Here is a 25,940-nt window from a genome sequence, read left to right as displayed (position 1 = left end):
ACACCGTAGGCTTTAGCTGTTAATTACACGTGCCCCCCGCCACGTCACCTGCCCGGAGAACCTCTTGCCCAGCCCCTACCGCGCGATCTTCGCCGCGCCCGGAACCACCGCGTTCTCCGTCGCCGGATTCCTCGGCCGCATGCCCTTGTCCATGATGGGCATCGGCGTCGTCACGATGATCTCCCAGGTCACCGGCCGGTACGGACTCGCCGGCGCCCTCTCGGCCACGCTCGCGATGTCCGCCGCCGTCCTCGGCCCGCTCGTCTCGCGCCTCGTCGACCGCCACGGACAGCGGAAGGTGCTGCGGCCGTTCACCCTCGTCTCGCTCGTGGCCGCCGCCGGACTCCTCCTCTGCGTGCAGCAGGACGCGCCGGACTGGACGTTCTTCGTCTTCACGGCGCTGATCGGCTGCGTACCCAGCATCGGGGCGATGACCCGGTCCCGCTGGGCGGCCCTCTACCGGGGCGACGAGCGGCGCCTGCACACCGCGTACAGCTGGGAGTCGATCGTCGACGAGGTGTGCTTCATCTTCGGCCCGATCCTCTCCATCGGCCTGTCCACGGCCTGGTTCCCCGAGGCCGGTCCGCTCTTCGCGGGCATGTTCCTCGCCGTCGGCGTCTTCTGGCTGACCGCCCAGCGCGCCACCGAGCCGGTCCCGCACCCGCAGGAGCACGGCGAGAAGAGCGCCTCCGCGCTCCGCTCCCCCGGCCTCCAGATCCTCACCCTCGCCTTCGTCGCGACCGGTGCGATCTTCGGCTCGGTGGACGTCGTGACCGTCGCCTTCGCCGACGAGCAGGGCCACAAGGCCGCCGCCAGCCTCGTCCTCGCCGTCTACGCGCTCGGCTCCTGCCTCGCCGGCGCCGTCTTCGGACTCCTGCACCTCAAGGGCGAGCCGTCCCGCCGCTGGCTGCTGGGCGTCTGCGCGATGGCCGTGAGTATGATCCCCCTCCTACTGGCCGGGAACTTGCCGTTGCTGGCCGTGGCGCTCTTTGTCGCGGGCCTGTCCATCGCGCCGACGATGGTGACCACCATGGCCCTCGTCGAAGCGCACGTACCGCGCACGAAGCTGACCGAGGGCATGACCTGGACGGGTACCGGGCTCGCGATCGGCGTGGCGCTCGGCTCCTCCGCCGCCGGCTGGGTGGTCGACGCGTCCGGGGCCGAGGCGGGGTACGTGGTGCCCGTCGTCTCGGGCGCGCTCGCGGTCGCGGTGGGTCTCCTCGGACACCGCCGGCTGCGCAGGCCGGCACCTGATCGGGAGGGGCAGCGTGAGCGGGACGAGCGGTACGAGGACAGCGGGGTCGGCGAGCAGCGGGACGGCGAACGCCCCGTGGCGTAACTGGGCGGGGAACGTCACCTCCCGCCCCGCGCGGGAGGCGAGTCCGGCCTCGGCCGAGGAGCTCGCCGAGGTGATACGCCGGGCGGCCGAGGACGGGCTGCGGGTGAAGACGGTCGGCACCGGCCACTCCTTCACCTCGATCGCGGCGACGGACGGCGTCCTCGTCCGGCCCCACCTCCTCACCGGGATCCGGCGGATCGACCGCGAGGCCATGACGGTCACGGTCGAGTCGGGCACCCCGTTGAAGCGGCTCAACGTGGCGCTGGCCCGGGAAGGCCTGTCGCTCACGAACATGGGCGACATCATGGAGCAGACCGTCGCGGGGGCCACCTCGACCGGCACGCACGGCACGGGCCGCGAGTCGGCCTCGATCGCCGCGCAGATCCGCGAGCTGGAGCTCGTGACGGCCTCGGGACAGCTGCTCACCTGCTCCGAGAAGGAGAATCCCGAGGTCTTCGCGGCGGCCCGGATCGGCCTCGGCGCGCTCGGTGTCGTCACCGCCATCACCTTCGCCGTGGAGCCGGTCTTCCTGCTCACCGCGCGCGAGGAGCCGATGACCTTCGACCGGGTCGTCTCGGACTTCGACGCCCTGCACGCGGAGAACGAGCACTTCGAGTTCTACTGGTTCCCCCACACGGACAACTGCAACACCAAGCGCAACAACCGCAGCCAGGGCCCGGCCGCCCCCGCCGGAAAGATCAGCGGCTGGATCGAGGACGAGCTGCTCTCCAACGGGATCTTCCAGGTCGCCTGCTCGCTCGGCCGCGCGGTGCCGCCGGTCATCCCGTCGATCGCCAAGATCTCCAGCCGGGCGCTGTCGGCCCGTACGTACACCGACATCCCGTACAAGGTCTTCACCTCGCCACGCCGGGTCCGCTTCCTGGAGATGGAGTACGCGCTGCCGCGCGAGGCGGCCGTCGACGCGCTGCGGGAGCTCAAGGCGATGGTGGAGCGCTCGCCGCTCAAGGTGAGCTTCCCCGTGGAGGTGCGCACGGCCCCCGCGGACGACATCGCGCTGTCCACGGCCTCGGGGCGGGAGACCGTGTACATCGCCGTGCACCTCTACAAGGGCACGCCCCACCAGGCCTACTTCACGGCGGTGGAACGCATCATGACGGCGCACGGGGGGCGCCCCCACTGGGGCAAGGTCCACACCCGTGACGCCGCCTACTTCTCCGAGGTCTACCCGCGCTTCGCCGAGTTCACGGCGCTGCGCGACCGTCTCGACCCGGACCGGCGGTTCGCGAACGACTACCTGCGGCGGGTGCTGGGCGACTGACGGCCGGTCGACCGGCCGACCGGCTGACGGTCACTCGGCTCCCGAGCCGGTGTCAGCGCCGGTGCCGGTACCGGCGCCTGCGCCCGTGCCGACCGTGGCCGGGGTCGGGGCCTGGGCGGGAGGGGCCGCCGGGTCGGCGGCCCCGGTCGTCGGGGCCTGGGTCGGCTCCTTCGTCGGTTCCTTGGTCGGCTCGTTCGTCGGCTCCGTCGTGGGCTCCGTGGTGGGCTCCGTCGTCGGGTCGGCGGTCGGGTCGGCCGCCGGATCCTTCGACGGGTCGCCGCTCGGCGTGGGCGTCGGCGTCTGCGTCGCGCCGCCGTCGGTGGAGTCCGGGGAGCCGCTCTTCTCCGGGTCTGGGGTCCCGGTCCCGTCGTCCTGCTTCTGCTCCTCGGAGGTCGCGGGAGCGGGGCTCTCGTCCTTGTCGGGCGTCTGGTTCCCGGAGTTCCCGGGGAAGACCGAGCGGACGGTGGTCGTCCCCGTGGTGCCGCTGAAGTCCTTGCCGGAGACCAGCTCGTACGCGGTGATGCCGCCCATCGTGACGCCGAAGACGAGCGCCGCCGCGACGACCGGGCGCTTCCAGCGCTTCCAGCCGCGCACACTCCGGCCGTGGGTGGTCGCCTCACCGAACTCCTCGTCGTACGGGAGCGTGCCGTCCGGCGCGGCGTACGAGACCGTCCCGAGCATCATCGTGTGGCGGTCGCCGCCCCGCTCGCCCCGCTCGCCCTGCTCCTGGCGCGCGGCCGGGAACGGCACCTGACGGGCCTTCGGCTTGGCGGCGGCGGTCGCGTCGCGCATCTGCTCGCCGGTGCGCTTGAAGAAGTACTGGAAGAGCGGACCGCCACAGGTGGCGATGACGCTGATCACGCCGGCGCCGAGGATCGTGCCGTACACGCCGAGACTGGAGGCGAGCTTGGCGGCGATGACCGCGGCCACGGCGCTGCCCGAGACCTGGGCGACGCTCAGGTCGATCCTTCTCCTGCCGCCGCCGTCTCCCTTCGTCTCGCGCTCCTCCATGACGGTGCCTGTGTGGGCCTCCGTGCCGGTCTCCGGCGTGTGCCGCATCTCCAACCCCTGATGGTTCATCCGTTCGCCTTGCACCCAGAAGGGACAAATGGGCGAAGGGAATAGTTCCGCTTCCGCCGGTTCTGTGAAGAGGGACACGTGAGGGCCAAGATCGCGGAGACTCAACTCCCGTACCGCCCGAGAAGTTGGGCGGCGCGCCGGTCCACCCAAGTGGCCCGAATGGAGTACATTGGCGAACCCTGGGTCCGGACGCCCTCACGGGTGCCCGGGATCGGGGAGGGGGCCGAACATGGCACTCGAACCGGCGGCGCCACGGCATCACACGGGAACCCGTCGCACAGAGTGACCATTGGTCACCCTGAGTGGCGAACCGGTAACCGTGCCATAACGGCGCCCCAGGGTCCATGCCCGACACGCCGGGCAACTCGGCAAGGTAGTGGCAGGCTGCACCCGGGCAGGCCACACTCGACTAGCGGAAGCAGCGACGCACGTGACGTCGGCAGGCACCACCCGGGAGGTCCCCATGCCCGAACTGCGTGTCGTGGCCGTCTCCAACGACGGCACACGACTGGTGCTCAAGGCTGCTGACAGCACGGAGTACACACTTCCGATCGACGAGCGGCTCCGCGCCGCCGTGCGCAACGACCGCGCGCGCCTCGGACAGATCGAGATCGAGGTCGAGAGCCACCTCCGCCCCCGTGACATCCAGGCGCGGATACGAGCCGGTGCCTCCGCCGAGGAGGTCGCCCAGCTCGCCGGCATCCCCGTCGACCGCGTCCGCCGCTTCGAAGGCCCCGTGCTCGCGGAGCGCGCCTTCATGGCCGAGCGGGCCCGCAAGACCCCCGTCCGCAGGCCCGGCGAGAACAGCGGCCCGCAGCTCGGCGAGGCGGTACAGGAGCGGCTGCTGCTGCGCGGCGCCGACAAGGACACCGTGCAGTGGGACTCGTGGCGGCGCGACGACGGCACCTGGGAGGTGCTGCTCGTCTACCGCGTCGCGGGCGAGGTCCACACCGCCAGCTGGACGTACGACCCGCCCCGGCGGCTCGTCCAGGCCGTGGACGACGAGGCGCGGGCGCTGATCGGCGAGACCGACGACACGATCGCCGCGTCGCCGGAGCCCAGCTTCCCGTTCGTGCCGCGGATCGCCCGGCTGCCCCGGGACAGGCCGCTCGACCGCGCCCTCGACCGCCAGCTCGACCGTCTGGCCCCCGCGCCGGTCCCGGCTCCCGAGCCGGAGGAGGAGCGGGACTCCCTCACCAGCCTCCTGGAGGCCGTGCCGAGCTTCCGCGGCGACATGGTCGTGCCCGAGGCACCGGAGACGGAACCCTCCGACATCGACGAGACCGAGGTGGAGGAGCCGCCGGCGCCGGCCGCGTCGGCGGGCGCGGGGGCGGCGTACGCCGACGTGCTGATGCCACGGGCGGTGTCGGGACACCGGGACCGACTGCACGGGGCGACGGACCGGCAGGCCGAGGCGGACGGGGTACGGCCGGGGCGGCGGGCGGCGGTGCCGAGCTGGGACGAGATCGTTTTCGGCACGCGCCGGAAGAAGCAGGAGTAGCGGGTCGGGGTGGCCCGGCGCGGGGCCCGGCGCGAGTGCGGGGCCGAGCGCGGGTCCGAGCGCGGGTGCGGGTGGGGTGCCCTGCGGGGCCTTCTCCCCCACCCCGCCCCTTCCCGAAACCGGGGCGCTGCCCCGGCCCCCGCGCCTCAGACGCCGGCGGGGCTGAAGTACGGGGCTCGGCCCCACGCCGCGGGTCCTCAGACGCCGGACGGGCTGAAGCATTCGGGGCTCCGCCCCGGACCCCGCGCCTCAAGCGCCGGCGAGGCTGGATTTCCGCCCGCAGGGCGGGACATCTCAGCCCGCCCGGCGATTGAGGGCACGGCCGCCAGGCCGTACCGGGGTCCGGGGCGAAGCCCCGCCACCCCAGCCCCGCCGGCGTTTGAGGCGCGGGGGTTCGGGGGCAGCGCCCCCGGTATTTCAGCCTGTCCGGCGTTTGAGGACCGGGGTCCGGGGCAGCGCCCCGGTTTCGGGGAGGGGCGGGGTGGGGGAACTGGCCGGAACGGACGCCTACTGCGGGTCCGGGCCCGTCGCCACCGGGCGGGTCGGGTCGCTTGACCATTCCGACCAGGAGCCTGCGTAGAGCGATGCCGGGATGCCCGCAAGGGCCAGGGCCAGGATCTCGTGGGCGCCTGAGACGCCCGAGCCGCAGTAGACGCCTACCGGGGCCTCGCCGGTCGCGCCGAGGGCGGTGAAGCGGGTGCGGAGGGTGTCCGCCGGGAGGAAGCGGCCGTCCGCGTCCACGTTCTCCGTCGTCGGGGCCGAGACCGCCCCGGGGATGTGACCACCCACCCGGTCGATCGGCTCCACGTCGCCCCGGTAGCGCTCGCCCGCGCGGGCATCCAGGAGGAGACCGGTGCGGGCCAGCGCCGCCGCCGCGTCGGCGTCCAGGAGGCCGAGGGCGCCCGGTTCCGGACGGAAGTCGCCCGGCTCCGGCTCGGGGGTCTTCTCGGAGAGCTCGCCCGTCCAGGCGGGGAGGCCGCCGTCGAGGACCCGCACGTCCGGGTGGCCCGCCCAGCGGAGCAGCCACCAGGCGCGGGCCGCGCCCCAGCCGAGGCCGCCGTCGTAGACGACGACCGGCCGGTCCGCCGAGACACCCGCTCGGCGCATCGCCGCGCCGAAGGCCGCCACGTCCGGCAGCGGGTGGCGTCCGCCGTTCCCGGGCGGGCCCGCGAGTTCCTCGTCCAGGTCGACGTAGACGGCTCCGGGGATGTGCCCGGCCTCGTACAACGGCAGTCCGGGGGGTCCCGCGAGGGTCCACCGGACGTCCAGGATGACGGGCGGCCGGTCGCCCGCCGACTCGCTGAGGAGTTCGCTTGCGGAGATGATGGGCTTCATGGGGGCCATCCTCGCGCAGCCGTGCCCCGAGGACCGCGAGGACCGCGAGAACGCGCCACTGCCAAGGAGCGTGTAGACGATGACCGAGGCTACTCGGCGCCCACCCGGTACTCCGTGCTGGGTGAGTCTGATGGTGCACGGACTCGAACCGACCCGGGAGTTCTACAACGCCCTCTTCGGCTGGGAATTCGTCCCCGGTCCCCAGCAGCTCGGCCCGTACGCCCGCGCGCTGCTCGACGGCCGCGAGGTGGCCGGAATCGGCCAGCTGCCGCCCGACCGGAGCCTGCCCATCGCCTGGACCACCTATCTGGCCACCGACGACGCCGACGAGACCGCCGAGACCATCCGCTGCTGCGGCGGCACGGTCGCGGTGGGCCCGCTCGACGCGGGCGAGGCCGGGCGGCTCGCCATCTGCTCCGACCCCTCCGGCGCGGTCTTCGGCGTCTGGGAGGCGGAGGCGCACCACGGCACGGCGACGGCGGGCCCGCCGGGGACTCCGGTGTGGAACGAGCTCCTCACGTACGAGACCTCCTCGGTCGGCAAGTTCTACCGGTCGGTCTTCGGGTACGAGGTCGAGCCCGTCGTCTCGGCCGACCTGGACTACGCCACGCTCCACCTGGAGGGGCGCGCGGTCGCCTCGCTGCACGGCGTCGGCAACGAGCTGCCCCGGGACCGGGGCGCGCACTGGATGACGTACTTCGAGGTGGCCGACACCGACCGGGCGGCCCTGCTCGTCACCGAGCTCGGCGGCCGGGTGCTCCGGCCGCCTCGGGAGGGCACGGCCGGGCGGCTCGCCCTGGTGGCGGATCCGGAGGGCGCGGTGTTCACCCTGGTCAGGTCCGCCGGCGCGTAGGGCGTCCCTCAGTCCTTTCGGGCCTCAGTCCTTTCGGGCCTCAGCCCTTGCGGGCCCTGGCCAGCGTGCGGAGGAAGCGGGGCGCGGGCGCCGCCGCCACCGGCTCGTGCCGCGGTTCGGGCGCAGTGTCCGGCGCCTCGTCCGTTTCCGGATCCGGGAGGCCCGGCAGGTCCAGCTGCCTGAGCCGCAGCGGTGTGAAGTGGTGCGCGATGCCGGGGTCCGCGGCGTGTTCCGCCAGGAAGAGCGCGGCCTCCTCGCGGAGTCCCGGGTGACTCTTGTGCCGCATGCAGTAGCCGACCGCCCGGACGAGCGGCGCGAGCGAGGCGGGTGCCTCGCCGGGGACGGCCGGTTCCTCGCCTTCCTCCAGGTCGGCGACGAGGTGGTCGACGACGGTGAGCGGGATGCGGTTGCTGTTCTCGAAGGGGGTGAGCCGTTCGAGGACCTCGACCGTGCCGACGCGGGCGATCGGGATGCCGTAGTAGACGGCGGCGGTGAGCATCGCCGTGGAGAAGCAGCCGACGACCAGCCGCGGCCGGCAGCGCTCGTAGAAGGTCTCGGCGAGCAGCGGGCCGTCCAGGACCGTGAGCCGTACGCCGAGGGTCTCGGCCTCCTCGTCGAGCGCCTCGAAGTAGCGGACGGGTGCGGTCGGGTGCGGCTTGAAGACGATGGAGCGGTGTCCGGCTCCGGCCGCGCCCCGGAGCATCCGGAGGTGCAGCTCCTCTTCCTCCTCGGCGGTGAGCAGGCCGAGCGCGGCGAGGTACTGGCCGAGGAGGAGCGCCGTGGGTTCGGCGGCGGCCGCCCGTGCGAGGGGGGTGTCCCCGGTCTCCGCCGCCCGTGAGGCCTCGGCGATCTCGGCGAGCACCGCGCGGAAGGCCTCGTCGGGTACGAGTTCGGGCTCGACCCCGTACTCGCTGAGGAGCAGCGGGCGCAGGCCCGGCACGAGGTCGAGGTGGAGCACCCGGCGGATGCGGATGCCGATCGACTGGGCGAGGTCGGAGCGGGTCGGTCCGTAGCTCATGAGCCCGTCCGCGTACACGTGGACCGTGCTCTCGGGGAAGACCGCGCAGAGCGCCTTGGCCGGGTTGACCTGGATGGACTCGACGACCACCTCGACGCGGGCGGTGCCGAGGTCCCAGGCGGTCCGCAGCACGCGCTGCCAGAGCGGGGCCTCCTCGGGGCGGGGCGCCCAGGTGGCCGGGTGGTACGGGTGGATCGTCTCGTTCCAGTCGAGGACGCCGTCGAAGCGCGCGGCGATCCGGTCGTACCCGGTCATCGACTGGAGGCGCAGCGAGGTCTCGGGGATCTCGGCGTTGTGCGAGATCAGGAGGAGCCGGCGGGCCTCGTCGCGGGGGCCGAACTGTCCGGCGTCGAGGGCGGCGGCGAGGGTGGCGGCGCCGTAGAGGGTGGAGACCTGGAAGATCTGGACCCGGGGGCGGCCGGGGGCCGTGGCGGAGGTCGTGGGCCCGGTCGCCATGGCGGGGTGGGTGTCGGGGGCCATGGTTCAGGCGGTCCTTCCGGTGTCGCGCAGGCCCCGGAGGAGGGTGCTGCGCGGGACGTCCATGGTGGCGAGGGTCTCGTCGAGAACCTCCTGCGGCATGCGGAGCAGCGCGTCGGCTACGTCGGCGCGGAGCTGTGCGGCGACCTCGGGCTCGTACTTCTTCGCCTTGCCCATGTGGAAGGCGATCATCGCGCAGTAGGTGCGGACCGCCTTCGGGAGGAAGCGGTCGGCCTCGGGGTCCCGGGAGACGTCGTCGAGCAGCAGGTCGTAGGAGGAAAGGAAGTCCAGCTGCCGGTTGTCGGAGATCTGCGTGAGCGAGGTGGTGACGCCCCGCCGGTAGAAGACGCCATGCAGGGAAAGCGCGGCGAAGGTGCGCGCCTTCAGATGGAGTCGCCAGATCCAGAGGCGGTCCTCGGCGGTGCGGAGGCGGGTCTCGAAACGCGATTCCCCGTTTTCGAAGAGCTTTCCGCTGTAAATCCCGAAGGGGACGAAGGGATAGTCGACCATCGTCACCATGCTGGCCGGCGAGATGCCGTCCCGGGGGTCCATGACCGCGTCACGGACCCGGGCGGGGGCGTACTTGACCTGCCGCTTGCGGCCCTCGGCGAGGACGTGGTCGGTCCGGGCGAAGTCGCAGCCGAGCTCGGAGATCCCGGTGACGGCGGCCCTGAGGTGGCCGGGGGCGTACCAGTCGTCGCCGTCGAGGAAGGTGAGGTACTCGCCGCGGGCCGCGTCGATGCCGGTGTTGCGGGCCTGGGCGACGCCGAGGTTGGTCTCGTGCCGGATGACGGTGGCGTTCGGCAGCCGGTCGCGCCAGTGGTCGAGGATTTCCGGGGTGTCGTCCGTCGAGCAGTCGTCGACCAGCAGGAATTCGAATTCCGGGTCCGCGTTGTTCGCGAGACTGCGCAGGGTGTCGGGCGCATAGGGCCCGACATTGTGGAACGGGACGACGACGGACAGTTTTGGCACGCGGAATCCCCACACTGAATCGAACAATTAAACGCCGCTACGGCGGGCAGAGTATCCGTCCGTTTTTCCGCGCGAACGATCCGCGGGTGCACTCCGGGTGAACTCTTGCCGTCCCCGGCGGAAACCCGCGTACCCGACCAGCGCCAGGGCGAGGAGGGCGACGCCTCCGACGGCGGAGCCGAGACGGAGGCCGGGCGGCTGGAACGCGCAACTGATCGTGGTGTCCCGGCCGTTGAGGGGGACGGCGACAAGTCCCTGGTAGGCGGCGGCGGGTGCGAGGGGCGCGTCGCCCGTCGCGCAGCGCCAGCCGGAGATGCGCGGGACGGCGAGGACGGCCAGTCCCGTGCTGCCCGGGGGCAGTTGGGCCGTGATGGTGTGGCCGCCGGTCTCGACGCGGGTGGCGCCGGTGGCGGTGAGCCGCCGTACGGCGGAGTCGAGCCGTTCCTTCACGAGGCAGCCGACGGGCTGTTCGGGCAGCCTGATCCCGGTCTCGGTCGCCAGATCGATCCGCACCTCGCCGGTGGCGGGGACGTACCCCAGGCTGCGCAGGGGCGCGCTGACGGCGGGCGGCCTGCCGTCGAAGTCGACGAATCCGTAGCCGGCGAGGGTCGCCGAGCCCTTGTAGTCCGGTGCCCAGAACCAGACTTCGGAACCGGCGGGGCAGTGGGCGGTGAGGGTGGCACCGCCGAAGGCTGTACGGCGTTGCGCTCGCGGCAGCTCGTACACCGAGGCGCCGAGGAGGAGTTCCTGCCGGACGAAGGCGGAGTCCCGGGGGCTCGGGTCGCGTTCCGCGCGGGGGCGGACGGTCACGAGGGGCGGGACGGGGGTCGTGGTGGCGGTGACCGTGGCCCGGGGCGGGGCGTCCCGCCGGACGGACTCGGCGGGTTCGGAGCGCAGGCGGGTGCCGACGGAGAAGAGGGCGTCGGTCACGGGGTTGTCGAGGGTGACCGGGTGGCGGCCCTTCGCGTAGTAGCCGAAGCCGAGGTCGGTGAGGGTCGCGGCGGTCACCTTGGCGGTGAGGCTGCTGTAGTACTCGGCGCCCTGGCCTCCGACGAGCAGGGGGTCGTTGCCGCCGGGCATCTCGCCGGGGTCCGTCCGGTGGCGCGGCCAGGCGTCGGCGCGCGCGACCTCGCGGGCCGCGTCGGCGTGCCACGGACCGGTCCGCGGCGACCAGGCGACGTCCTCGCGCTGCCGCTCCTCGATCCGCTTCGCCGTCACGACGGTCTCACCGGCCTGGGCGGTGAGGAAGAGGAGGACGGCGAGGGCGGCGGCGAGACCTGTGGCGCGGCCGGACGACGAGGCCCGTACGGCCAGGAGTGCCGCGGCGAGGGCCAGTCCGGCCGAGGCCAGGAAGGCCGGGAAGGTCCACGCGTCGGTCTCGGGGCTCCCCCGGCCCACCCACGCCGTCGCCGCGAGGAGCGCGCCGGCGGCGAGAAGCGCGCGCGGCCGGGGCACGCCCCCGGCGACGGAGAACCAGGCGGCGATCAGCAGCAGGCCGCAGAGCACGAAGCTCTGGCGGTACGGGATGCCGTTCGGCGAGGCGCCCGCGTGCCAGAGCAGATGGGTGGGCTCCCACTGGAGCGAGAGCGTGACCAGCACGATCGCGGCCGTCCACCCGATCCGTACGCGCGCGGCGACGGCCCGGTTGAAGGGGAGGGTCAGGGCGAGCGCGAGGGCGGGCGTGCCGATGAAGAGGGCGGGGCTGTCGGTGCTCGCGGTGGCGGGCAGGAAGCGGGCGAGGAGGTCCGTCCAGGGGGCGCGGGCGAAGGCGGTCCCGGGGGTGGGGTCGGCGGTCCTGGTGCCGAGGAAGACGACGGCGACGAGGGGGGCGGCGAGGCCGATGCCGATGAGGACGGAGCGGGCGGCACGGACCGCTCCGGCGACCCTGTCGCGTACCGCCGCCGCCTCCTCCGCCGTGAGCAGGCGGACGGCGAGGAAGACGGCGGCGCCGAGGGTGGCCATGTAGGCGGTGTAGAAGTTGGCGGTCCAGGCCAGGGCCACGACGAGCGGGCCGAGGGCCGGGCGGCGGGCCGTGCGGGCCCACTCCCCCACGAGGCAGAGCAGCGGGAACGCGGCCAGGCCGTCGAGCCACATCGGGACGGTCGCGCCGAAGTTGAGGGTCCAGCCGCAGAGCGCGTACGCGGTGCCGAGCACGGCGGCGAGCGGCCACGGCCCGGGCCGCAGCCTGAGGAGGAGCAGCGCGGCGGCGGCTCCGGCGGCGGCGATCTTGGCGGCGGTGACGACGTAGAGGGCGAGCTCGATCCGGTCGGCGGGGAAGAGGACGACGAGCAGGTCGAAGGGGCTGCTCAGGTACGTGCCGATGTCGCCGAGGAAGTTGGCGCCGAAGCCCGAGTTCCAGTTGAGGAAGGCGTCGCCGTGCGTGTCGCCGAGGAGGAAGGCGCGCCAGTAGGCGTGGAAGGGCAGGTACTGCTGGCCGAGGTCGACGATGTTCCTCGTCACGGGCCCGAAGGGGTACGTGCGGGAGAGCGCCGTCGCGAGGCAGAGCAGCGCGGAGCCGAGGAGGGCGGCGGCGAGGGGCGCGGCGACGGCCGGGTTCCGCGGGCGCCACGCCCGGGAGGCCGGGCGGTTTCCGGGATCGCCTCCCCCCTCCTCGCCGTCGACCTCGTCGAGCACGGTCTCGGCGGCGGGGGGCACACGTCCTCCAGGGGTGCGGTGAGCGAGGGAACGGCCCGGATTCCGTCGCTTGACGACCTTGACGACTGCCGGGCCGACCGCCATTACCGCCGAGGCGGGCGACCCGGAGAGGTTCTTCAGGCGGTTTTCCGGTACATCCCGGGTGAACTCCCGGTGCACGGACCGCGGTTTTCGCTGATCAGGAGGCGGGGACCAGGGCGACGAGCTCGTCGACCGTGCGCGCGACCGTGCCGAAGAGGTCGGAGACGGTCGTCAGGCTCGCGGTCTGGAGGGCCTCCGAGGTGACGAGGGTGCCGTCCGGGGCCAGGAGCGGGCGGGTGGCGGTGGCCTCGGCGACCACGGTCGGGCGGTAGCCGAGGTTGAAGGCGCCCTGCGCGGTGAAGAGGACGCACATGTGGGTCATGAACCCGGCGATGACGAGCGAGCCGCCCTCGGCCCCGGCCTCCTGGAGGATCTCCTCCAGGTCCGTGCCGTGGAAGGCGTTGGGGACCTGCTTGACGACGACCTTCTCGCCCTCGGCCGGGGCGACTTCGGCGCTGATGGCGCCGATCTCGGCGCGGATGTCGTACGGGGTGCCCTCGCCGCCGTCGTTCATGACGTGCACGACGGGCGTGCCGGCGGCGCGGGCGGCGGCGAGGAGGCGGGCGCCGGCGGCGAGCGCCTCCTCGGCGCCGTCGAGCTTCATGACGCCGGTCCGGTAGGTGTTCTGGAAGTCGATCAGGAGCAGGACCGACTCGCTCAGGCGGGGCAGCTCCTGGGGCAGGCCGCTGAGGTCGCGCAGGGTGGTGGACGCGGTCATGACGGTTCCTCTCGATGGTCGGCGAGGGTCCGAGGACCCCCGGGTGATTCACACGCTAACACGATTCGTAAGCGTTGATCACGGGGATCTGTTAGCGCTGTTATCGTGGTGACCATGTCGACGGCACGAGAGCGCATCCTGGAAGCCACCGAGGAACTGCTCGCGACCAAGGACGCCCTGGCGATCTCGACCCGGGCCATCTGCGACCTCGCCAAGGTCGGCATGCCGGAGATCTACCGGCAGTTCGGCGACAAGCAGGGGCTGCTCACGGCGGTCGCCGACATCGGCTTCGCGCGCTTCCTCGAAGCCAAGCGGCGCAATCCCCTCACCGAGGACCCGGTGGCGGACCTGGCCACGGCCTGGGACAGCCACGTCGCCTTCGCGCTCCGCAACCCGTACCTCTACCGCCTGATGTTCACGCCGACCGGCGACGCCAAGCCGCGGGCGATCGTCGAGGCGCAGGCCATCCTCCTGACCGCCGTGGAGCGCTGCCGGGACGCCGGGCGGCTGCGCATGGCCCCCGGGCTCGCCGGACAGGCGATCCTCTCCGCCAACGTGGGCGTCTGCATGATGGCGCTGTCGTTCCCGGACCTCTTCGGGGACGCGGAGATCTCGCGGGCGGTACGGGACGCGGTACTCGGCAAGGTCACGGGCGACGAGCGGGAGGACGGCCGGATCGGTACGGCGACGGTCCTGGCGCAGACGCTGCTCGGCACGCTGACGGGAACGACGGCCGTCGACGCGGACGCGCTGGCGCGGCTGACCGGGGCCACGCGCTCGGAGCCGTAACGCCCGAGCCGTCGCGGCACCCCGGAGCCGTAACGCCCGAACCGTCGCCGCACCCCCGGAGCCGAAACGCCCGAACCGTCGCCGCACCCCCGGAGCCGTAACGCCCGAGCCGTCGCCGCGCCCCCGGAGCCGTAGCGCCCCGTCGGGGTCACCGTCGACTTGACGTCCGAATTCCGCCAGCACGGGCGCGGGGCGGAGAGCAGGGTGATCGAGGGCGGCGATCTTCCCTCGCACGCGCCGCCCACCGGCAAGAAAGGCGGTGGGCCCATGACGGTCCGACCCTCGGGCGACGCGCAGGAGACAGCCCTCGAGTACTTCGTGGCCGACCGGCGCACCCCGGCCGAGCGGGTCGGCTCGGCCGACTGGAAGCGGCTCGGCGACGAACTCGACCTCCACGGCTGCGCGCTGACGCCTCCCCTGCTCACCCCGGACCAGTGCCGGTCGATCAGCGCGCTGTACCAGGAGGCCGGACTCTTCCGCTCCACCGTCGACATGGCACGCCACCGCTTCGGCTCCGGGCAGTACCGGTACTTCGACCGCCCCTACCCCGAGCTCGTCGCCGAGCTGCGCGAGGCCCTCTACCCGCGGCTGCTGCCCGTGGCGCGGGAATGGGCCGAGCGGCTGCGGCGGCCCGCGCCCTGGCCGGACACCCTGGAGGAGTGGACGGCCATGTGCCACGCGGCCGGCCAGAACCGGTCCACGGCGATCCTGCTCCGCTACCGCGAGGGCGACTGGAACGCGCTGCACCGGGATCTTTACGGGGATCTCGTCTTCCCGCTCCAGGTGGTCATCGGTCTCGACGAGCCCGGGGTCGACTACACGGGCGGCGAGTTCCTCCTCGTCGAGCAGCGGCCCCGGGCGCAGTCCCGGGGCACGACGGTCACCTTGCAGCAGGGGCACGGGCTCGTGTTCACGACCCGGGACCGGCCGGTGCGGTCGGTGCGGGGCTGGTCGGCGGGGCCGGTGCGGCACGGCGTCAGCACGGTGAGGTCCGGGCTGCGGCACGCGCTCGGCCTGGTCTTCCACGATGCCGAGTGAGCGGCGGGGCGGAACCTCCGGGGGCACTTCCGGGGGCGCCACCGGGGGCGCCACCGGGGGCAGCTCGCTGGACCCTGCTGGGCCGGGACGGGCTGCCGTACCGCAGCGCGGCACCGGGGACGCTGGGCGGATACCGCCGGGGCCGGACCCGCATCTACGGTCTCCTGGACTGCCGTTCGGCGCTGCGGGCGATCGCGGCCGGCGGCTACGTCCGCTACCGGGTGTTCTTCCTGGACGAGGGCGTGGCCGTGGCGGCGGGGTACCGGCCGTGCGCGGTGTGCCTCCCGGAGCCGTACGCGCGATGGAAGACCCCTGGCGCGATTTCGCCGCCCCGCGAGGCCGAACGCCATGCCCATGACAGCACTCCGTGATCACCGCGGCGCACGGAGGGGCGGAATCGTTCATTCCCTGTCACTCAAGGTGAAAAACGGAATCCCGACGGGAGACCGTCCGAATTGCGCCACCGTCACAAACCGTCCGGTAGGCACAATTCCATGTCGCCTACAGTTACCGACGAGAAATCCCACGTACGCCGACCAGTGCGCCAGCAGAACCCTTGTCCGGTGATCAGCCTTGTGATCTACTCTGGCTTCGAAACGGGGTAGCGCGAGAAATAAAGACTTCCCGGTCTTCTTTTCCGCGTCTTTGCATGGTGAGCGAATCACTCGCTACACATCTATTCGCGCCACTGGATTCCTAAATGAGGGAAGGCCGTGCAAAGCAAGATTGCAAACTTCGATGACATCCTCCCTGTCGGCAATGCGCCGCTCGACATGAACAGGCTGCTGCTCGCCTCCCTGCGGGCGAGCGCGGCGGAAGTCGCCCGGATGTCGACCGCGATCGGCGAGACGGTCGCCGCCGTGACCGACCACTCGCCCTCGGCCGGGCGCCTCGCCGGCTCCCTGGCCCAGAACCTCGTACCGCGCTGGCACTTCGCCATGCTCAACGACATCGAGCGCAACGAAGCCCTGGCCACCGCGATCGAGCGCCAGGTCAAACCCGGCGACCACGTCCTCGACATCGGCGCCGGCACCGGGCTTCTCGCGATGCTCGCCGCCCGCGCCGGGGCCGCCCGGGTCATCAGCTGCGAGGCCAACCCGGTCATGGCGGAGATCGCCACCCAGGTCGTCGCCTCGCACGGCCTGTCCGACGTCATCCAGGTCGTCCCGCGCATGTCGTCGGACCTGGTCGTCGGGCGCGACCTGGAACGTCCGGCCGACGTGATCGTCTCCGAGATCGTCGACTGCGGCCTGATCGGCGAGGGCATCATGCCCACGATGCGGCACGCCCGTGCCCATCTGCTCGCCCCCGGCGGCGTGCTGATGCCGCCCTCCGCACGGGTCTACGGCACGCTCGTGCAGAGTCCCGTGATCGCCAACCTCAACCGCGCCGACCGGGCCGCCGGCTTCGACATCGGCCTGATCAACGCGATGTCCACGGTCGGCCACTTCCCGGTCCGCCTGCACACCTGGCCCCACACGACGCTCTCCGCCACCACGGAACTCGTCGCGTTCGACTTCGTCGACGGCTCACTCGACGACGGCGGTACGAAGGTGAACCTGCCGGTCACCGCGGACGGCACCGCCCACGGGATCGCGGCCTGGTTCGAGATGGACCTGGGCGCCGGCGTGACCCTGCGCAACGCCCCGGACAACGTCAGCTCGCACTGGATGCAGGCCTTCATCCCGTTCGACGCGCCCCTCCCGGTCGCCGAGGGCCAGGACCTCGCGCTCGAACTGCGCTGGCAGGACGGCCGGTTCACGGTCGCCTGACGACGTCCCCGTACCACGCGACGTCCCCGCACCACCGCAATTCCGCACGACTCGAAATGCCGCACATCTCGAAAAAGGTGAGGAATGAGCCACGCCCTTCCGGACCACAAGCCGTTCGAGCTGACCCCGGAACAGCTCAAGGAATACGTCGTCCAGTACGCGACGAATCCCATTTACCTCGACAACGAGGAATGGGAGAACGACGACAACCCGTACCACCGGCAATTGCGGCCGCAGGTCCTCCCTTATCTCGATTTCAGCCGCGTCCTCCCGCGGAAGGAAATCCTGAACTACGAGGGACTCGCCGCGCAGCGCATTCTCACCAGCATCTACGAAGCCGACCTGATGTTCCTCCCCAAGGGCGGACTCAAGGAGAAGTGGAACGACTTCAAGGCGTACTACAACCCGAGCAACCGGGTGCTCGGCGAGATCATCCGGCCGTCCCTGGAGAAGTTCGCCTTCGGCTTCCTCGACGAGGAGGTCGAAGTCTCCGGCCAGTGGACCAAGGCCGACCTGGAGACGTACCTGCGGGCGCTCCAGGACAAGGACCTCACGCAGCCCTCGCTCTCCGAGCTCGCGATCAGGAAGTCGGCGGACCCGGTCCGCGCCGCGAAGACGTGGCTGATCCAGTTCGCGCCGGACTTCCTCTCGGAAGCCTCGCCGATGCTGCGCAACGTCCTCGGCTACTACGGCGCCGCGCAGTCCGAGTGGTTCAAGATCATCATCGACGAGTACGGCTACGGGGTCCACGAGACCAAGCACAGCCACCTCTTCGAGCGGACCATGGAGTCCGTCGGCCTGCGCACGGACGTTCACCACTACTGGCAGTACTACCTGAACAGCAGCCTCATGGTGAACAACTACTTCCACTACCTGGGGAAGAACCACGAGCTGTTCTTCCGCTACATCGGCGCGCTCTACTACACCGAGACCGCCCTCGTGGACTGGTGCCGCCGCGCCGCCGACCTCCTCACCGAGGTGTTCGGCCCGGACGTCGACGTCGAGTACTTCACCGAGCACGTCGGCATCGACCAGCACCACGGCAAGATGGCCCTGGAGAAGCTGATCCTCCCGCTGGTCGAGGAGCACGGCGAGGTGATCATCCCCGAGATCGTGCGCGGCTTCGAGGAGTTCCAGCTCATCTCGGACATCGCCGACCGCGACTTCGCGACGCAGATCGCGTGGATGGACGACGGCCCGAAGAACCGGGAGCTGCACGCCCCCGTCTGGGACGCCATCTCCAGCGGCCGGGTGTCGCCCCCGGTCGCGAACATCGTGGAGCCGTACCGCGAGCTGTCCAACACCCACTGCCACGACGGCGACGAGCTGTGCCACATCGTCTCCGGGACCATGAAGTTCGTCGCCGGCTTCGAGTCGTACCAGATCCTGGAGGCGGGCGAGGGCACGGTCATCGAGCGCAACCGGCTGCACGGCGCGATCATCGAGTCCGAGGAGTGCGTCTACGAGATCCACTCCGTGGGGGACTACCGCGCATGCCTGTAGTCACCTTCGCGGTCGAGGGCCGCGACAACTGCGTCGTCCTCGGCGACGACAGCTACGTCTACGCCCGCACCGAGCACGGCGCGTTCGTCCTCGCGGCCAAGTGCCCGCACCGGGGCGGCCCGCTCAACCTGGCCTCGTTCGAGGAGGGCGGGCGCGGGAACCGGCTCGTCTGCCCCTGGCACGAACGCGCCACCTCCGTCACCAAGGCGATCAGGGCGGGGATCCCGGCCGTGCGCCACGGCGACCGGGTGACGGCCGTCCTGCCGGAGCCCGAGGCAGTCGCCCCGGACGCGGCGCCGGGCTCGTACGAGCTCCGGCACCGGCCGCTCTCCCCCGCGCTGCGCGCGGACGCCTGACGCACGACCGGCCGGCGGGCCGGCCGGCCACCCCGCCGGGCCCGCCGGTCCGCCACCCCCGCACCACGCACTTCCAGGAGACCTCGATGACCACCCATCCTCACCCGACCGGCGAGGACAGCGACAAGCCGCTGATCATCCTCGTCAGCAGCGGCTACCACCTCTACCGCGAGTACCTGCTCGACCTGGTGTCGGGGGCGGGGCGCGTCTGGCTGTTCCTGACCCAGGAGCCGACCTGGGAGAAGCGCTACATCGTCGGCCACACCGTGGTCGACACGCTGGACGTGGCGGCCATGACCGCCGCCGCCAAGGACCTGAACAGCCGGCACGCGGTCTCCGGCGTGCTCTGCTGGGACGAGGTGCGGATGGTCCAGACCGCCGAGCTCCAGCAGGCCCTGGGCCTTCCGGGCGCGCTCCCCGAGGCCGTCGGCCGCTGCCGGGACAAGCACCGCACCCGTACCGCCCTCGCCGCGGCCGGCGTCCCGCAGGCCGCGTCCGTCCTGGTCTCCTCCCTGGAGGAGGCGCGCGAGGCGGCGGCCGGCATCGGCTACCCGGTCGTCCTCAAGCCCCGTGCGCTGGGCGCCAGTTTCGGGGTGAACGCCGTCGCCGACGAGGCCGGGCTCGAAGCCGGGTACGCGGAGGCGCGCGGCGCCGAGGAGGACGGCGTGCCGTTCTACGAGGCCGGGGTCCTGGTGGAGGAGTACCTCGTCGGCGACGAGATCAGCGTGGACGCGGCCCTGGTCGACGGCGAGCTGCTGCCGCTCTTCGTGGCCCGCAAGATCTCCGGCTTCGACCCGTACTTCGAGGAGACCGGTCACACCGTCGACGCGGACGACCCGCTGCTCACCGACCCCGCGCTGCTCGACGTCCTGACGCGGGCGCACGCGGCGACCGGCTACACCACGGGCATCACCCACACCGAGGTCCGGCTCACCGCGAGCGGCCCGAGGATCATCGAGATCAACGCCCGGCTCGGCGGCGACCTCATCCCGTACGTCGGCTCGGTGGCCACCGGTGTCGACCCCGGCCGGGCCGCGGTCGACGTGGCCTGCGGGAAGCGCCCCGACGTCACCCGGACCCAGCGCCGGGTGGCCGCCATCCACTTCCTGTACCCGGAGACGGACGGCGTGGTGAGCGAGGTCGTCGTCGACGAGCCCGCGCTCGCGGCCGCGACGAACGCCTCGGGCGTCCTGGCCGGACCCGGACAGGAGCTGCTGCTCCCGCCGGCGGGGCACGTCACGAGCCGGTACGGATACGTGGTCGTCGAGGGCGCGTCGGCGGCCGAGTGCGAGGCGGCGGCGGAGACCGCCCGCCGGGCCATGAGCGTGCGCGTGGCGGCGGCCTCATGACCTCCGCACCCGACGCCGGCGCCCCGCCGGAAGTGGACGTCCCACCCAACGCCCCCACCGCCAAACGGGACTTCGCGCTGCTGTGGACCGGCCAGTCGGTCAGCCTCTTCGGCGACCAGTTCATGACGCTGGCCCTGCCGCTGCTCGCGGTGACGACCCTCGGCGCCTCGCCCGCGCAGGCCGCGCTGCTCAAGTTCGCGCTCTTCCTGCCGTTCCTGCTGCTCGGTCTCCAGGCCGGCGCGATCGTCGACCGGCTGCCCCGGCTCGCGACGATGATCGGCGCGAACACGATCCAGTTCTTCTCCTTCGGCGCGATCTGGCTGCTCGCCGCGGTCGACTCGCTGTCGTTCGTCACCCTGTTCGCGCTCATCACGGTCAGCGGCGTGGCCGTCGTGTTCTTCCAGGTCGCCTACACCTCGTACCTGCCCGACCTGTTCAAGAACACCAAGGACCTGCACCGGGGCAACGCCCGTCTCGCGCTGTCCGAGTCGACCTCCCAGGCGGTCGGCCCGATGGTGGGCGCCCCGGTCATCGCCTTCCTGGGCCTGGTCGGCGCCGTGGCGGCCAACACCGTCGGCTTCGCCGTCTCCGTCGTGACGCTGATGGCGATGAAGCACAAGGAGCCGCCGCGCGCGAAGACCGAGCGCGAGCGCGGCTGGATGCGCAAGGCCATCGGCGAGGGCCTGACCTTCGTGCGCAGCCACCCGATCCTCCAGCCGATCATGCTGTGCGGCACGACCTACACGCTGTTCCTCACCATGGTGACGACCAGCCTGGTCCTGTACTGCAAGATCGAACTGGGCCTGTCCACGCAGTGGATCGGCGTCGTGGTCGGCGCGGCCGCGGCCGGCTACCCGATCGGCAACATGATCTCGGCCAGGCTCGGCGAGCGGATCGGCTACGAGAAGGCGCTGTTCCTCTCGGCCACCATCTCCGTGACCGGCATCCTGCTGATGCCGGCCTTCGGCTCGCTCGGCGGCATCCCCGGAACCGTCGGCCTGATCTTCGGCTCCATCTTCCACTGCGTCGGCGAGGGCTCGTACTCGCCCACGTCGCTGACGCTCCGCCAGATGGTCACCCCCTCCGAGCTGTTGGGCCGCGTCGGCTCCGTCCAGCGGTTCCTGATCTGGGGCATGATCTCGCTCGGCAGCCTCCTCGCCTCCATCGCCACCGCCCTGGTCGGCCTCACGGGAGCCATGTGGATCGGCGCCGTCGGCACCGTCCTGTGCCTTCCCGCACTCCTCCGGCGCGGCATGCGTGCCGCCGTCCTCACCACCGCAGAACCCAAGGGAGACCGATGATGTACGCGCCGGGAATCGAGGAGTTCGTCTCGCGCAGCAACGCGGCGATGCCGCCGGACTTCTACCTGAAGCCGGTCGAGGAGCAGCGCGCCCTCTACCTGGGGCTCGGCGAGGAGTTCCCGTACGAGGTGCCCGAGGGCGTGGACATCAGCGACGACGCCGTCGAGCACGAGGGGCTGCGGGTCCCGGTCCGGGTCTACCGTCCGGCCGAGCGCAAGGGCCGGGGCGTGCTGCTGTACATCCGGGGCGGCGGCTTCGTCGTCGGCTCGCTCGACACGCACCACACGGTCGCCGCCGAGCTGGCCGTGAACTCCGGCCTCACCACCGTCGCGGTCGACTTCCGGATGGCCCCCGAGAACCCGTTCCCCGCCTGCCTGGAGGACTGTTACGCCGCACTGTGCGGGGTCGTCGCCGCGGCGGACCGCCTCGACGTCGACCCGGAGAAGGTCGTCATCTGCGGGGACAGCTCGGGCGGCAACATGTCGGTCGTCCTGTGCATGATGTCCCGCGACCGCCAGGGCCCGAAGATCGCCGGCCAGGCCCCGATCAGCCCGGTCCTCGACTTCTCCCGCTGGCGCGAGGGCGGCGACGACGCCCCGCTGCTGACCGGCGGCGAGATGGAGTACTACACCGCCTGCTACTGCCCGGACGCCTCCGACGTCCTCGACCCTTACGTCTCCCCGCTGGTGCGCGGCGCGTTCCACGGCCTCCCGCCGGCGTACATCATGGGCGCCGAACTCGACTCCCTCGTGGTGGACTCCACGACCTACGCCGACCTGCTGCGCGAGAACGGCACCGAGGTGGAGCTCGTCGTCGAGCCGGGCCTCGTGCACGCGGCCGTACGCGCCCGCCAGCTCTCCCCGAACGTGATGGACGCCTGGCTGCGGTACTGCGCCGCCGCCGCCCGCCTGACAGGAGTCGACGCATGACGCTCTCGAACCCCACCGGCCCGGCGGTCATCGTCGACCCCTTCTCGTCCGGCGGCATGTACGCGCCCGCCTTCAAGGAGGCGGGGGTCCCGGTCGTGGCCGTCCTCTCCGGCCCCGACATGCCGGAGGTCTACCGCGCCTCCTTCCACCCCGAGGACTTCCCCGAGGTGATCGTCTTCGACGGCGACCTCGACGCGGTCGTGGCCCGGCTGCGGGAGCTCGCGCCCCGCTGCGTCCTGCCCGGCGCCGAGTCCGGTGTGGAGCTCGCCGACCTGCTCGCCGAGCAGGTCACCGAGGACCTCGCCAACGACCCCGAGCTGCGCCTCGCGCGCCGCCACAAGGGCGAGATGGCGGCGGCGGCCCGCCGGGCCGGACTGCCGGTGATCCGGCAGATCTGCACGGCCGACCCGGAGGAGGTCGCCGCCTGGATCGAGGCCGAGGGCCTCGCCGGGCGCGACCTCGTCGTGAAGCCGCCGAAGAGCGCGAGCACGGACGGTGTCACGCGGGTACGGGACGACTGGCGCGAGGCCTTCACGGCGCAGCTCGGCCGCCCGAACCAGTGGCAGATCGTCAACGACGTCATGCTGGTCCAGGAGTTCGTGACCGGCGACGAGTACGTCGTCGACGTCTTCAGCCACGACGGCGTCCACACGGTCACCGACCTCTGCCGCTACAGCAAGGTCGACAACGGCACGCACATGGCCGTCTACGAGGCCATGGAGTGGATCGCGCCCGACGCCCCCGAGGTCGCCGAACTGGTCGCGTACACCCGGACGTTCCTCGACTCGGTGGGCTTCCGCAACGGCGCCGCGCACGTCGAGGTGATGCTCACCGCGGAGGGCCCGCGCCTGATCGAGCTCAACGCCCGCCCGCACGGCGGCGGTCAGCCGCGCTTCTGCCGCGCCGCGACCGGCGACAGCCAGATCGACCGCGCGGTGCGCCGCTTCACCGGCGGCGACCTGCCCGAGCACTACCAGCTGCTCAACCCGACCCTGGTGGTCTTCCTCATCAGCCGCAGCGCGGGCATCGTCCGCAACGCCGACTGCCTGGAGGAGATCGGCAAGCTGTCCAGCCACTACGCGCACGTGGTCGGTGTGAAGGACGGCGACCGCCTGGAGGTCACGAAGGACCTCCTGAACACCCTGAGCCTCGGCTTCGCGGTGCTGAGCGGGCCCGACCGGGCGCAGATCGAGGCGGACTACGCGGAGGTCCGGCGGATCGAGGCGGGGCTGATCGTCACGGAGGACCCGGCCTGATGGACGACCTCACCGGTGCGGCCGGCGACCGGGTGACCGAGCGGTACCTGCGGGACTGCCTCACCCCGGACAGCCGGCTGCTCACGGCGATGAGCGACGCCGCACTCCCCCCGCTGCTCGCCGCAGACTCCGGCCAACGCCTCTTCCCCCGGCCGCTGTTCGTCGAGGAGGCGCAGGTCCGCTCCTTCGCCGAGGACATCGCGGGCGTCTTCGACCTCTTCGCCTCGCTGCCGTCCCGGCTCTTCGGCGGCGACCTGGAGCGGTACTGCGCGGCGCTCTCGATCGGCGAGCGCCGGACGCGGATGATCACCCGCCTGGGCGGGGCGACACCGCCGAGGTACGGCCGGGCCGACATGTACCACGACGGTACGGCCTTCCGGCTCCTGGAGTTCAACATCGCGAGCGAACTCGGCGGCATCGAGCGCTCCGGCGAACTCCCCCGGCTGCTCCTGGAGGTCGAGGCCTTCGCGCGGTTCGCGAAGGAGCACGACCTCGCGTACACGGACACCGGCCGGATGGTGGCCGACACGCTCCGCACGGCCGGCACCGAGGTCGCGTCCGGCCGCGAGCCGGTGATCGCCCTCCTGGAGGCACCGGGCGGCCTCGGCGCGTACGGGGGCGCCTGGCGCGCCTTCGAGGAGCTGATGCGGGGCTTCGGTCTCGACTTCCACATCGGCGAGATCGACGACGTACGGGCGGAGGGCGACCGGATCCTGCTCGACGGGCGGCGGCTCGACGTGATCCTGCGCTGCTTCTCGGCCGACGAGATGCTCGAACTGCGGGATGGGGAAGCACTCCTGGAACCGGTCTACCGGGCGGTGGCGGCCGGGACGCTGGCCTTGTGGACGCCGATGGAGTCCAACCTCTTCAACAACAAGGGCTGTTTCGCGATGGTCTCCGACCCGCGATTCCAGTCCGACTTCACCGCGGCCGAACGCGCCCTCGTGGAGAGGGTGGTGCCGTGGACGAGGGCGATCGGCGGCGACTCCGGCCACGACACCGGTGCGCTTCCGGACGAATTCATGGACCGACGGGCCGAGTTGATCCTGAAGCCCAACGCGCTCTACGGCGGCGTCGGTATCGTCGCGGGCTGGGAGGCAGACGAAGCCGCCTGGCGGCGGGCCCTGGAGTCGGTGGACGCGGCGGGCGCGATCGTGCAGCAGCGCGTGACACCGCGGTACGAGCCGGTGGTCGACCCGGAGACGGGCCGCCTGGAGCGGTGGCAGGCGGCCTGGGGGATGTTCCTGACCCCGCAGGGCTACGCGGGCACGTACGCGCGGGCGCTGCCCGCCGACGAGAGCGCCGTGATCGGCATCGGCAGCAATGCGAAGACCAGGACCGCCGGGGTCTTCACGTTCGACAAGCACAACAGGCACGACGAGCACGACAAGCAAGAGATCCGAGAGGCAATCTGATGACGACTCAGCAGCAGGGCAACGGCGGCATCCACCACCCCGAGGGGCGGCACTACGAGGTGCGCGGGCGCCGGCTGTGGGTGGAGACGGAGGGCAGCGGCGAACCGGTGCTGCTCCTGTCCGGGCTCGGTCCGGCCGGTTCCCACCTGGTCTTCCACCCCTTCTTCTCGGCCCTGGCCGAGACCCACCAGGTGGTCTACGTGGACCTGTACGGGCGCGGCCGCTCGGACGCCCCCGGCGAGCTCTCCGAGATCACCTTCCAGGAGGACGTGGCCGACGTGGCCGCCCTGATCGAGGAGCTCGGCCTCGGCCCGGTGCACGTCTACGGCTTCTCGTACGGTGGCCTCCTCGGCCAGGCGCTCGCGCTGGACCACGCCCACCTCGTCCGGACGCTCGTCCTCGCCAACAGCCTGCACAGCCCGGAGATGTGGCAGCTCAACCACGCCAACATCAACCGCGAACTGGCCAACCAGGCCCCCGAGGTGTGGGCGCGGATCCAGGAGTTGAAGGCTCAGGGCCTGGTGTCGACGGACGAGGCGCTGCGCGAGCAGTTCGCGGCGGCGACCAAGCTGGTCCGCTTCTACCACCCGGACAACGCCTCCCGGCTCCTCAACGAGCCGGGCGCGCGGAACATGGAGCTGTACCCGGTCTTCGTCGGCGCCGACGTGGACTTCGTCATCGGCGGCGAGGTCGCGCGGATCCCGGACTTCCGTCCCCGCCTGAAGGAGATCACCGCGCGGACGCTGGTCCTCGCGGGCCGGTTCGACCGCGCGCTGTACCCGAAGCTCCAGCACGACTTCGTGGTCCACGCGCCGCAGTTCGAGTTCCGGATCCTGGAGCGCAGCGGCTCGTTCGGCCACGTCGAGGAGCCGGAGACGCTCTTCGCGCTGCTGCGGGAGTTCTGGAAGGCCGGCTGACGAGAGG

Annotated in this window: 21 protein-coding genes; 15 read left to right on the top strand and 6 right to left on the bottom strand. The window is 72.0% G+C overall.

What is annotated here, in order from left to right:
- Positions 1-64 precede the first annotated feature (64 nt).
- Together ACFC0Z_RS14805 and ACFC0Z_RS14800 are read left to right on the top strand one after the other, a co-directional pair.
- A complete protein-coding gene (locus ACFC0Z_RS14805) occupies positions 65-1,339 on the top strand; it encodes an MFS transporter (RefSeq protein WP_376437046.1) in 1,275 nt (424 codons plus the stop codon).
- Positions 1,269-2,618 (top strand): D-arabinono-1,4-lactone oxidase, encoded by a 1,350-nt coding sequence (locus ACFC0Z_RS14800; protein ID WP_376437044.1) that lies wholly within the window; start codon positions 1,269-1,271, stop codon positions 2,616-2,618. The genes ACFC0Z_RS14805 and ACFC0Z_RS14800 overlap by 71 nt, the downstream gene beginning before the upstream one ends.
- Positions 2,619-2,648: 30 nt before the next feature.
- Here the strand turns inward: ACFC0Z_RS14800 and ACFC0Z_RS14795 are convergent, their stop codons facing one another.
- Positions 2,649-3,677 (bottom strand): PT domain-containing protein, encoded by a 1,029-nt coding sequence (locus ACFC0Z_RS14795; protein WP_376437041.1) that lies wholly within the window; start codon positions 3,675-3,677, stop codon positions 2,649-2,651.
- Positions 3,678-4,128: 451 nt separating this feature from the next.
- On the opposite strand from ACFC0Z_RS14795, the gene sepH reads away from it, so the two are divergent.
- Positions 4,129-5,199: a septation protein SepH gene (sepH, locus tag ACFC0Z_RS14790; protein WP_376437038.1), complete on the top strand. Its 1,071-nt coding sequence runs from the start codon at positions 4,129-4,131 to the stop codon at positions 5,197-5,199.
- A 507-nt stretch (positions 5,200-5,706) separates the two neighbouring features.
- On the opposite strand, the gene ACFC0Z_RS14785 is transcribed toward sepH, so the two are convergent.
- A complete protein-coding gene (locus ACFC0Z_RS14785) occupies positions 5,707-6,534 on the bottom strand; it encodes a sulfurtransferase (protein WP_376437036.1) in 828 nt (275 codons plus the stop codon).
- Between the two features lie 79 nt (positions 6,535-6,613).
- Here ACFC0Z_RS14785 and ACFC0Z_RS14780 point away from each other — a divergent pair, with 79 nt between their 5' ends.
- Positions 6,614-7,387, top strand: a complete 774-nt coding sequence (locus ACFC0Z_RS14780; protein WP_376437033.1) for a VOC family protein — start codon at positions 6,614-6,616, stop codon at positions 7,385-7,387.
- Between the two features lie 40 nt (positions 7,388-7,427).
- Here the strand turns inward: ACFC0Z_RS14780 and ACFC0Z_RS14775 are convergent, their stop codons facing one another.
- The 4 genes from ACFC0Z_RS14775 to ACFC0Z_RS14760 all read right to left on the bottom strand — a co-directional run bounded on the left by ACFC0Z_RS14775 (position 7,428) and on the right by ACFC0Z_RS14760 (position 13,308).
- Complete coding sequence (locus tag ACFC0Z_RS14775; RefSeq protein ID WP_376437975.1) at positions 7,428-8,861, bottom strand: polysialyltransferase family glycosyltransferase; 1,434 nt, start codon at positions 8,859-8,861, stop codon at positions 7,428-7,430.
- A gap of 27 nt (positions 8,862-8,888) precedes the next feature.
- Positions 8,889-9,854 carry a glycosyltransferase family 2 protein gene (locus ACFC0Z_RS14770; protein WP_376437030.1) on the bottom strand — a complete coding sequence of 322 codons (966 nt, stop codon included), beginning with the start codon at positions 9,852-9,854 and terminating at the stop codon, positions 8,889-8,891.
- A gap of 27 nt (positions 9,855-9,881) precedes the next feature.
- Positions 9,882-12,509: a YfhO family protein gene (locus ACFC0Z_RS14765; protein WP_376437027.1), complete on the bottom strand. Its 2,628-nt coding sequence runs from the start codon at positions 12,507-12,509 to the stop codon at positions 9,882-9,884.
- Between the two features lie 178 nt (positions 12,510-12,687).
- Positions 12,688-13,308 (bottom strand): isochorismatase family protein, encoded by a 621-nt coding sequence (locus ACFC0Z_RS14760; protein ID WP_376437024.1) that lies wholly within the window; start codon positions 13,306-13,308, stop codon positions 12,688-12,690.
- A 114-nt stretch (positions 13,309-13,422) separates the two neighbouring features.
- Between ACFC0Z_RS14760 and ACFC0Z_RS14755 the strand changes: the two genes are divergently transcribed.
- The 11 genes from ACFC0Z_RS14755 (at position 13,423) to ACFC0Z_RS14705 (ending at position 25,933) form a co-directional block, all read left to right on the top strand.
- Positions 13,423-14,097, top strand: a complete 675-nt coding sequence (locus ACFC0Z_RS14755) for a TetR/AcrR family transcriptional regulator (RefSeq protein ID WP_376437021.1) — start codon at positions 13,423-13,425, stop codon at positions 14,095-14,097.
- Between the two features lie 267 nt (positions 14,098-14,364).
- Positions 14,365-15,135, top strand: a complete 771-nt coding sequence (locus ACFC0Z_RS14750; protein ID WP_376437018.1) for a 2OG-Fe(II) oxygenase — start codon at positions 14,365-14,367, stop codon at positions 15,133-15,135.
- Positions 15,136-15,908: 773 nt separating this feature from the next.
- On the top strand, positions 15,909-16,907 hold the full coding sequence (locus ACFC0Z_RS14745; RefSeq protein WP_376437016.1) for a 50S ribosomal protein L11 methyltransferase: 999 nt from the start codon (positions 15,909-15,911) through the stop codon (positions 16,905-16,907).
- An 84-nt stretch (positions 16,908-16,991) separates the two neighbouring features.
- Positions 16,992-18,410, top strand: a complete 1,419-nt coding sequence (locus ACFC0Z_RS14740; RefSeq protein ID WP_376437013.1) for an iron-containing redox enzyme family protein — start codon at positions 16,992-16,994, stop codon at positions 18,408-18,410.
- Entirely contained in the window at positions 18,401-18,766 is a 366-nt protein-coding gene (locus ACFC0Z_RS14735; protein WP_376437010.1) for a Rieske 2Fe-2S domain-containing protein, read from the top strand. Before ACFC0Z_RS14740 ends, ACFC0Z_RS14735 begins: the two co-directional genes overlap by 10 nt.
- Before the next feature lie 86 nt (positions 18,767-18,852).
- Positions 18,853-20,115, top strand: a complete 1,263-nt coding sequence (locus tag ACFC0Z_RS14730; protein WP_376437007.1) for an acetyl-CoA carboxylase biotin carboxylase subunit family protein — start codon at positions 18,853-18,855, stop codon at positions 20,113-20,115.
- The gene (locus ACFC0Z_RS14725; protein WP_376437005.1) at positions 20,112-21,416 is read left to right on the top strand and encodes an MFS transporter; all 1,305 of its coding nucleotides are present in this window, start codon (positions 20,112-20,114) and stop codon (positions 21,414-21,416) included. Before ACFC0Z_RS14730 ends, ACFC0Z_RS14725 begins: the two co-directional genes overlap by 4 nt.
- Complete coding sequence (locus ACFC0Z_RS14720) at positions 21,413-22,345, top strand: alpha/beta hydrolase (protein WP_376437002.1); 933 nt, start codon at positions 21,413-21,415, stop codon at positions 22,343-22,345. The genes ACFC0Z_RS14725 and ACFC0Z_RS14720 overlap by 4 nt, the downstream gene beginning before the upstream one ends.
- Positions 22,342-23,601 (top strand): ATP-grasp domain-containing protein, encoded by a 1,260-nt coding sequence (locus ACFC0Z_RS14715; protein ID WP_376436999.1) that lies wholly within the window; start codon positions 22,342-22,344, stop codon positions 23,599-23,601. Before ACFC0Z_RS14720 ends, ACFC0Z_RS14715 begins: the two co-directional genes overlap by 4 nt.
- The gene (locus ACFC0Z_RS14710) at positions 23,601-25,016 is read left to right on the top strand and encodes a hypothetical protein (protein WP_376436997.1); all 1,416 of its coding nucleotides are present in this window, start codon (positions 23,601-23,603) and stop codon (positions 25,014-25,016) included. Before ACFC0Z_RS14715 ends, ACFC0Z_RS14710 begins: the two co-directional genes overlap by 1 nt.
- Complete coding sequence (locus ACFC0Z_RS14705) at positions 25,016-25,933, top strand: alpha/beta fold hydrolase (protein WP_376436994.1); 918 nt, start codon at positions 25,016-25,018, stop codon at positions 25,931-25,933. The genes ACFC0Z_RS14710 and ACFC0Z_RS14705 overlap by 1 nt, the downstream gene beginning before the upstream one ends.
- Positions 25,934-25,940 lie beyond the last annotated feature (7 nt).

The sequence above is a fragment of the Streptomyces sp. NPDC056144 genome (genome assembly GCF_042264145.1).
Lineage (GTDB): Bacteria > Actinomycetota > Actinomycetes > Streptomycetales > Streptomycetaceae > Streptomyces.
Note: the sequence above shows the minus strand (reverse complement) of the source record. Positions and strands in the feature narration are given on the sequence as shown.

Coding starts and splice junctions, on each gene's coding strand:
- ACFC0Z_RS14755 (WP_376437021.1), top strand. CDS start 13,423: ATGTCGACGGCACGAGAGCGCATCCTGGAAGCCACCGAGGAACTGCTC.
- ACFC0Z_RS14745 (WP_376437016.1), top strand. CDS start 15,909: ATGAACAGGCTGCTGCTCGCCTCCCTGCGGGCGAGCGCGGCGGAAGTC.
- ACFC0Z_RS14785 (WP_376437036.1), bottom strand. CDS start 6,534: ATGAAGCCCATCATCTCCGCAAGCGAACTCCTCAGCGAGTCGGCGGGC.
- ACFC0Z_RS14735 (WP_376437010.1), top strand. CDS start 18,401: ATGCCTGTAGTCACCTTCGCGGTCGAGGGCCGCGACAACTGCGTCGTC.
- ACFC0Z_RS14725 (WP_376437005.1), top strand. CDS start 20,112: ATGACCTCCGCACCCGACGCCGGCGCCCCGCCGGAAGTGGACGTCCCA.
- ACFC0Z_RS14720 (WP_376437002.1), top strand. CDS start 21,413: ATGATGTACGCGCCGGGAATCGAGGAGTTCGTCTCGCGCAGCAACGCG.
- ACFC0Z_RS14750 (WP_376437018.1), top strand. CDS start 14,365: ATGACGGTCCGACCCTCGGGCGACGCGCAGGAGACAGCCCTCGAGTAC.
- ACFC0Z_RS14780 (WP_376437033.1), top strand. CDS start 6,614: ATGACCGAGGCTACTCGGCGCCCACCCGGTACTCCGTGCTGGGTGAGT.
- ACFC0Z_RS14730 (WP_376437007.1), top strand. CDS start 18,853: ATGACCACCCATCCTCACCCGACCGGCGAGGACAGCGACAAGCCGCTG.
- ACFC0Z_RS14740 (WP_376437013.1), top strand. CDS start 16,992: ATGAGCCACGCCCTTCCGGACCACAAGCCGTTCGAGCTGACCCCGGAA.
- ACFC0Z_RS14760 (WP_376437024.1), bottom strand. CDS start 13,308: ATGACCGCGTCCACCACCCTGCGCGACCTCAGCGGCCTGCCCCAGGAG.
- ACFC0Z_RS14715 (WP_376436999.1), top strand. CDS start 22,342: ATGACGCTCTCGAACCCCACCGGCCCGGCGGTCATCGTCGACCCCTTC.
- ACFC0Z_RS14705 (WP_376436994.1), top strand. CDS start 25,016: ATGACGACTCAGCAGCAGGGCAACGGCGGCATCCACCACCCCGAGGGG.
- ACFC0Z_RS14775 (WP_376437975.1), bottom strand. CDS start 8,861: ATGGCGACCGGGCCCACGACCTCCGCCACGGCCCCCGGCCGCCCCCGG.
- ACFC0Z_RS14795 (WP_376437041.1), bottom strand. CDS start 3,677: ATGCGGCACACGCCGGAGACCGGCACGGAGGCCCACACAGGCACCGTC.
- ACFC0Z_RS14710 (WP_376436997.1), top strand. CDS start 23,601: ATGGACGACCTCACCGGTGCGGCCGGCGACCGGGTGACCGAGCGGTAC.